Source organism: Mesorhizobium sp. M7D.F.Ca.US.004.01.2.1 (assembly GCF_003997785.1).
Classification (GTDB): domain Bacteria; phylum Pseudomonadota; class Alphaproteobacteria; order Rhizobiales; family Rhizobiaceae; genus Mesorhizobium; species Mesorhizobium loti.
The window spans coordinates 1-6,625 of record NZ_RZRQ01000323.1 but is presented as its reverse complement, the minus strand read 5'-3'; the positions used below and the strand labels follow the sequence as shown (position 1 = coordinate 6,625).

9 protein-coding genes are annotated in these 6,625 nt (G+C 61.6%); 7 read left to right on the top strand and 2 right to left on the bottom strand.

The genetic code is table 11. The features are described 5' to 3' along the window. The 6 genes from EN993_RS37445 to EN993_RS28940 all read left to right on the top strand — a co-directional run. Positions 1-269: hypothetical protein (locus tag EN993_RS37445; protein WP_206532435.1), on the top strand; the 269-nt coding region annotated here is incomplete at its 5' end. Positions 270-306: 37 nt separating this feature from the next. Continuing rightward, positions 307-1,833, top strand: coding sequence for an ABC-F family ATP-binding cassette domain-containing protein (locus EN993_RS28955; RefSeq protein WP_127265486.1), 1,527 nt, complete (start codon positions 307-309; stop codon positions 1,831-1,833). Positions 1,834-1,964: 131 nt separating this feature from the next. Then, positions 1,965-2,273 carry a HigA family addiction module antitoxin gene (locus EN993_RS28950; RefSeq protein WP_127265485.1) on the top strand — a complete coding sequence of 103 codons (309 nt, stop codon included), beginning with the start codon at positions 1,965-1,967 and terminating at the stop codon, positions 2,271-2,273. 136 nt (positions 2,274-2,409) lie between these two features. Further along, entirely contained in the window at positions 2,410-2,583 is a 174-nt protein-coding gene (locus EN993_RS37165) for a hypothetical protein (RefSeq protein WP_164757872.1), read from the top strand. 224 nt (positions 2,584-2,807) lie between these two features. Then, a complete protein-coding gene (locus EN993_RS28945) occupies positions 2,808-3,236 on the top strand; it encodes a glyoxalase/bleomycin resistance/extradiol dioxygenase family protein (protein ID WP_127265484.1) in 429 nt (142 codons plus the stop codon). Between the two features lie 74 nt (positions 3,237-3,310). Continuing rightward, positions 3,311-3,664, top strand: coding sequence for a DUF1428 domain-containing protein (locus tag EN993_RS28940; RefSeq protein WP_109659825.1), 354 nt, complete (start codon positions 3,311-3,313; stop codon positions 3,662-3,664). A gap of 239 nt (positions 3,665-3,903) precedes the next feature. Here EN993_RS28940 and EN993_RS28935 read toward each other — a convergent pair whose 3' ends face one another. Beyond that, entirely contained in the window at positions 3,904-5,538 is a 1,635-nt protein-coding gene (locus EN993_RS28935) for a sulfotransferase (RefSeq protein WP_127265483.1), read from the bottom strand. A 187-nt stretch (positions 5,539-5,725) separates the two neighbouring features. Next, the gene (locus EN993_RS28930) at positions 5,726-5,950 is read right to left on the bottom strand and encodes a hypothetical protein (RefSeq protein WP_109661276.1); all 225 of its coding nucleotides are present in this window, start codon (positions 5,948-5,950) and stop codon (positions 5,726-5,728) included. Positions 5,951-6,275: 325 nt separating this feature from the next. Here EN993_RS28930 and EN993_RS28925 point away from each other — a divergent pair, with 325 nt between their 5' ends. Next, complete coding sequence (locus EN993_RS28925) at positions 6,276-6,482, top strand: cold-shock protein (RefSeq protein ID WP_023809797.1); 207 nt, start codon at positions 6,276-6,278, stop codon at positions 6,480-6,482. Positions 6,483-6,625: the final 143 nt, after the last annotated feature.

The following is a 6,625-nucleotide window of genomic DNA, read 5'->3' as shown; positions in this document are numbered from 1 at the left end:
GCTCCCTCCTGGACCGCCCACTTGCCACCACCCCCGCCTCTGGTGTAACCACTCCGCACACTCAACGTCTTGTCTTGAAAGGAGGGCTCACGTGTTTACGTTTTTTCGTCACCATCGTCAGCGTGGCCCGATTTCTGCCCTGCGAGCTTGCTTGCAGGGCTGACCAGGGACGGTCCGGGTTTTTTCCCGCTTCGATTTTTTGGTCTGCCCTTCGTGGTGTTGCAACGCCGAGCCTGATGGCCAGCCTGCGCACCGTCAAAGTGCATTGAACCGGACTTTTCCTCCGGACAGACCAGAGAAATCAAAATGGCCTTGATCAGCCTCAAATCTCTCGGCGTCACCATGAGTGCGCCGCTGTTTTCCAATCTCGACCTCACCATCGGCAGCGGCGACCGGCTCGGCATCGTTGCCGCCAATGGCCGTGGCAAGTCGACCTTGCTCAAATGCCTGACCGGCGAGATGGAGCCGACCTCCGGCGACATCACCCGCACGCGCGGCCTGCGCGTCGGCCATGTAGAACAATCCGTTGCCCCGGCTCTTCTCAGCCGTACGTTCCACCAGGTGGTGGCGGATGCCTTGCCGGCCGAGCAGGCCGAAAGCGAGTTGTGGCGTGTCGACGTGGTTCTCGATTCGCTCGATGTGCCGGAGCCGATGCGCGAACGGCCAATGCAGGCGCTGAGCGGCGGCTGGCAAAGGCTGGCGCTGATCGCCCGCGTCTGGGTCACCGATCCGGACGTGCTGCTGCTCGACGAGCCGACCAACCATCTCGATCTTGCCCGCATCAGCCAGCTTGAGACCTGGCTGAACACGCTGCCGCGCGAGGTGCCCGTCGTCATCGCCAGCCACGACCGCGCCTTTCTCGACGCCACCACCAACCGGACGCTGTTCCTGCGCCCGGAGCAGTCGCCGGTGTTTGCCTTGCCCTACTCCCGCGCCAGGCAGGCGCTCGACGACGTCGATGCCTCGACGGAGCGCAAGTTCCAGCGCGACATGAAGGTGGCGCAGCAATTGCGCCGGCAGGCGGCCAAGCTCAACAACATCGGCATCAATTCAGGCAGCGATCTGCTGACGGTCAAGACCAAGCAGCTCAACCAGCGCGCGGAGCGACTGGAAGAAGCGGCCGCACCGGCGCACCGCGAAAAGTCGGCGGGTGCCATAAAACTGGCCAATCGCGGCACCCACGCCAAGGTGTTGATCACGCTCGACGACGCGGCTGTCGAAATACCCGACGGCACGCTGTTGTTCAGGACCGGCAAGCGCCACATCTGCCAGGGCGATCGCATCGTCCTGCTCGGCCGCAACGGCGTCGGCAAGTCCCGCTTCGTCACCCTGATCCGCAATGCCATTGTCGAGCCGGACACGGTGCAGAATGTGAAGGTGACGCCGTCGACGGTGCTCGGCTATAGCGACCAGGCGCTGTCCGGCATTGGCGGCGACGACACGCCGCTGGCGGTGGTCTCTGGACGCTACGATGTCGGCGAGCAGCGCGCCCGCTCGCTGCTGGCCGGTGCCGGTGTCGGCATCGACATGCAGGAGCGGAAGATCGGCGTGCTGTCCGGAGGCCAGAAGGCGCGGCTGATGATGCTGGCGCTCAGGCTCGCCAATCCCAACTTCTATCTGCTCGACGAGCCGACCAACCATCTCGACATTGACGGCCAGGAAGCGCTGGAAGCCGAACTGCTGGCGCATCAGGCAAGCTGCGTGCTCGCCTCGCACGACCGCTCCTTCATTCGCGCCATCGGCAACCGCTTCTGGCTGATCGACAAGCGGCGGCTGATCGAAGTCGAGGACCCGGAGGATTTCTTCCGGTCGGTGGCCGAAGCGGCGGGTTGATGGCGACGGAACGACAGAACTCGGGTTCTCGGTTCGCTTTTTAAGGCGCTACGCCTGTAAGCTATTTACTTACAGGTCCGCGTCGATTTCGAGCATATCACTGAGGCGGCCAGATTGGAGAAGTTCGACTTATGACCGTGCACGAGCCGACGCGTCCTATCGAGCGTTGTCCCTCCCACCCGGGAGCGCTGCTTGAGGACATTATCCCGGCAACCGGAAAGACCAAGGTGGAAATTGCAAATCTGCTCGGGATCTCCCGGCAGCAGCTCTATGACATCATCCGCGAAAAGAAGCCGGTTTCGCCGGCTGTGGCCGCTCGCCTCGGAAAGCTGTTCGGCGACGGCGCCGCGATCTGGCTTCGAATGCAGGCGGCTTTCGATACCTGGCACGCAGAGCGTGAAGTTGATGTTTCAGCTATCCCGACGCTCAAGGTTGCGTAGGCGCCGTTCGGCGGCGCCTGAATAGAATCAAACGCTGCCCGCAAAAATTTTCCGACGGTCTGTCGGATAGCCTCAGCCCGCCCCGTCCTTGGGATGCCGACACGATGATGCCGGCTTCAACCGAGGACAAAGCATCATGTTCACCCTGTCATCCATAGGCCGCATCACCACCCGTTACATGCAAGCGCGCGCCCGCCATCGCAGCGAGCGCGCCCTGCTTTCGCTGCCGATCGAATTGCGCAAGGACATCGGCTGGCCGGAAATCGTTACCGACGCGCAAAATGGCCCCCGGATCTGCAGGGCTCCCTGACCCATGCAGCCGCGGAACCAGGCCATCGATGCCGGCCGCTACGCTGCTGGTCAGCGCTCTGATTGGGGGCCACCGACGCAAGTTCGTTTCACGCCTCTCGTTCAAGCCCGCCGGCTGCCCGGCCTATCCAGGGCCGGTCACCAAAAAATTTCGCGACCATGTAGGATCGCCGTCACCTCATGCGTCCTATGACTGGCAAGGCCAAACCCAAAGAGGAGCAAGACATGACTGATCAGATCCCCGTTCAGCCCGCAGCCAAAGTGCTCGGCGGATTGACCCCTTACCTGCAAATTGACGGCGCCTTCAAGGCCGCTGAATTCTACAAGAAGGCCTTTGGCGCCGAGCAGGTCTTTGCCTATCCGGCGGACGAAAAAGGCCGCACCATGCACATCCATCTCCACATCAACGGCTCGACGCTGATGCTCTCCGATTTCTATCCCGAAAACGGGATGCCCGCCGTCAAGCCGCAGGGCTACACCATGCAGCTCCATCTCGGCGCCGATGAAATCGATGCCTGGTGGAAGCGCGCCGTCGATGCCGGCTGCGAAGTCGCCGTGCCACTCCAGGTCATGTTCTGGGGTGACCAGTGGGGCAATATGCGCGACCCGTTCGGCGTCGAGTGGGCGATGAACGCGCCGGCGAAGAAAGCCTGATCTATCGCCAATGGCGAAGTCCCTCACCAGCTGGCGTCGGTGAGGCCCTGTGAACTTCCAGGAGGAAACCCACAATGTCCTATGTCGATGGCTTCGTGCTTGCCGTGCCCAAGGCAAATCTCGATGACTACAAGAGGCTGGCCAACCTCACAGGCCCTATATGGATGGAACACGGCGCGCTCGCCTATGTCGAATGTATCGGCGACGACGTGCCCTATGGCGAGTTGACCTCGTTTCCGCGTGCCGTGCAGGCAAAAGACGACGAGATCGTCGTCTTCTCCTGGGCCGTCTATGAATCGCGGGAGAACCGCGATGCCGTCATGGCCAAGGTGATGGCCGACCCGCGCTTGACACCCGATTGGGGCCCTATGCCGTTCGACGGCAAGCGCATGATCTTCGGCGGCTTCAAGCCATTCATGGAGCTTTGAGCAACTGAGCCCCCACCGCTTCGTCATCCTATGGCGGAGCAAGGAGCGAAGCGACGCGGCGCAGACCATAGGATCCATGCCGTGACCCAAAGGCGTTGCAACGGTGACGAATTCTGCCCCGTTGCATCCTTCGATCGAAGTCAGGGAATGGATCCTCGGGTCCCCGCGACGCCGCTTCGCGGCTGCTCCGCCCGTGGATGACGAAGCTTGGGGACTTCGGCTAAACTGCAGCAAGGGTGCTAATCCAGCTTGTCCAGCAGTGGCTTCAGCCGGTCTCCATAGCGCTTCCACAGATCGACCGAGCCCTGATACATCGGCTGGCGCACCTGCGCGGCGGATGCGGTGCGCACCGGCCGGTCGGTCTGGTGGAACGACAGCGCCGCATCGTCCCAGGGCAGGCCGAGATGGGCGATCAGCGCCCGCGTCTGGCCTTCCTGGTCGGCGACGAAATCCTCATAGCGCACATCGTGCACGACGCCTGGCAGCACCGTGTGCCAATGCGCCATGATGTCGGTGTACAGATTGTGGAAGTCGGCGAGTTCGCCGAGATCGTAGCCGTAACGGTGGCTGTCGCCGCGGAAATGCACCTTGTAGATCGACAGGCAGGTCGCCGCCGCATCGCGCGTGCAGTGGATGATCCTGGCCTTCGGCATCATCATGTGGATGAAGCCGACAAGCAGGAAGTTGCCCGGCATTTTGTCGGTGACGTGGCGCATGTTCGGATAGCGGGCATGCAGCATGTCGAGATAGGCTTGGCCTGCCTCGGCAAAATCCGAATCGCCGGTATCCGATACGCCCCAAGGGAAGCCACCCGGCATGGTCGCCGGGAACTGCTTGCCGACCGCCTTCTTCAAGAGGCTGAGCTCGCCTGCGCCATAGACCTGCGGATGGCTGGCAATGATCTGCTCGACCAGCGTCGTGCCCGAACGCGGCATGCCGACGACGAAGATAGGCGTATCGTCGCCGATTGAGCTGGGCTTGTGTTTCTCGAAGAAGCCGGCATCGAAGGTTGCCTTCATCGCCTCGAACTCGGCCCGCGTCTTGGCCTTGTCGTAATCGATGCCCTTGCGGCGGATTGCATTGCCCTCGGCGAAATAGTCGAAGGCCCGGCCATAATCCCTGAGATCGTCATTGGCCTTGCCGAGACCGAAGGACAACTGCATGCGCGACAGGCTGTCCTGCGGCGCCTTGGCATGCTGAGCCTCCATCCCGGTCAATTCGCTGTCGCGCTCCTTCTGGCGCTTGACCTGCGTCAGCATCAGCCAGGCTGTGGCCATGGCGGGGTTGATCGCCAACGCCTGCCGGAACAGATCCGCCGCCTCGTCGAGCTTGCCCTTTTCCATCAACCCGACGCCGAGCCCGTGCAGCAGGTCGGCATCCTTGGGGCGTATCGCCAGCGCTTCGCGGAAGGCAGCCAGCGCCTCGTCCAACCGCCCGGCTTCCTGCAGGGTTTCGGCAAGCCCGATGCGGGCGCGCACATGAAATGGGTTGCGAGCAACCGTGCCGCGATAAATCTCTTCGGCCTCCTCGAACTGGCCGACCTGCTTCAGCGACGAGCCGAGATTGTCGCGCGCCGCGAGCTGGTCCGGCCGCAGATCCACGGCGCCGCGGAAGAAATCGATGGCCGCTGTAGGGCGGCCGAGGTCGCGCATCACCGTACCGAAATTGTTGAGGAAATCGGGATTGGTCGGCTGCATGCTCACCGACCGTTCGATGAGATCCAGCCCTTCTTCGCTACGCCCGGTCTGGTGCAGCAGCAGTCCCAGGAAATGTGCAGCGGCCGCGTGCTTGGGCTGACGCGCCAGCACCTGCCGGTAGATCGTCTCGGCCTCTTGCCGGCGCCCGGCCTGATGCAGTTGCAGCGCCTGCTGCACATACTGGTCGAGGCCTAGCGGCGGCTGTCCTCCCGCGCCAGACCTGGCTCCCGCACCCGCTGCTCGTCTCTGATCTCTGTTAATGGGAAACCTGCCGTGTTTGTCCGCCTGCCGCGATCTAGGCCATTGGCGCGCCAGGTTCAAGTCTTCGCGTGGTTCCCCGCCCTTTCCGTCGCCGCGAAAGCGTTCAAATCAGGCGGTTGGTCTCTGCGACCTGTCTGGCCCGCCTCACGGTGCCATCGGTATCGGCGATCGTTCGCCTTGCCGCCTCATCGCTTCTGATGGTCAGCCGCGCCGACTTGACGATCATCGGCTTGCCGTTCGGGCCGGCGGCAAGGGCGTGTATGATGGTTGGCTTGATGATCGGGTTGATCGCTACGGTCATGCCTCTCGGAGTTCTGACGGAAACCATGGCTTTTTCCTTCCAGGAATAAATAAAATCAAGTGCCGGGAAAATCGGCCCAGCGTAAATTTAAGCAATTTTTTGAAAGCCACTGAGCCATATCAGGATTTTTCAAATAATTACAGCGATCTATTTTTTTGCCGCCGTCCGAGTTTTTCATGAATCTTCTTGAACAATCGGCCCCATCAGCCTATATAGACAGGATGGCTTTGGGCCAGAATTGGCATATCGCGGCGTCAGAGGTTCTCGACCCGCCAATCTCATTCCAAATCTTCGATACCGGGCGCGCGGCATATTCGCTCCGCGGCCATGTCTCATTCTTCGAAAGATCCACATGAACACCGGAACCGTTAAGTTCTACAATGGCCAGAAGGGCTTCGGCTTCATTCAGCCGACCGATGGCGGCAAGGACGTTTTCGTCCATGTCAGCGCACTGGAGCGCGCCGGCTTCCCCGGACTTGCCGAAGGTCAGAAGCTGCAGTTCGAGTTGGAGCGTGACACCAAGGGCCGCGAGTCGGCCGCCAATTTGCAATTGATCTGATCCGGCCGAATTCGATGAACGCTGACCACGGATGTACTGGCAGCTCTCGAAAGCGGCTTATTTCCAGCGACTGCCGGAAATAGGAAAGCGGGGCTCGTCCCCGCTTTTTTGCTTTCAGGACCGCTGCTTTGCACAGGTAAGAC

What these genes read in the sequence shown, in the direction of transcription:
- EN993_RS28955 (WP_127265486.1), top strand. Translation starts at nt 307, where the DNA reads ATGGCCTTGATCAGCCTCAAATCTCTCGGCGTCACCATGAGTGCGCCG.
- EN993_RS37165 (WP_164757872.1), top strand. Translation starts at nt 2,410, where the DNA reads ATGTTCACCCTGTCATCCATAGGCCGCATCACCACCCGTTACATGCAA.
- EN993_RS28930 (WP_109661276.1), bottom strand. Translation starts at nt 5,950, where the DNA reads ATGGTTTCCGTCAGAACTCCGAGAGGCATGACCGTAGCGATCAACCCG.
- EN993_RS28945 (WP_127265484.1), top strand. Translation starts at nt 2,808, where the DNA reads ATGACTGATCAGATCCCCGTTCAGCCCGCAGCCAAAGTGCTCGGCGGA.
- EN993_RS28925 (WP_023809797.1), top strand. Translation starts at nt 6,276, where the DNA reads ATGAACACCGGAACCGTTAAGTTCTACAATGGCCAGAAGGGCTTCGGC.
- EN993_RS28950 (WP_127265485.1), top strand. Translation starts at nt 1,965, where the DNA reads ATGACCGTGCACGAGCCGACGCGTCCTATCGAGCGTTGTCCCTCCCAC.
- EN993_RS28940 (WP_109659825.1), top strand. Translation starts at nt 3,311, where the DNA reads ATGTCCTATGTCGATGGCTTCGTGCTTGCCGTGCCCAAGGCAAATCTC.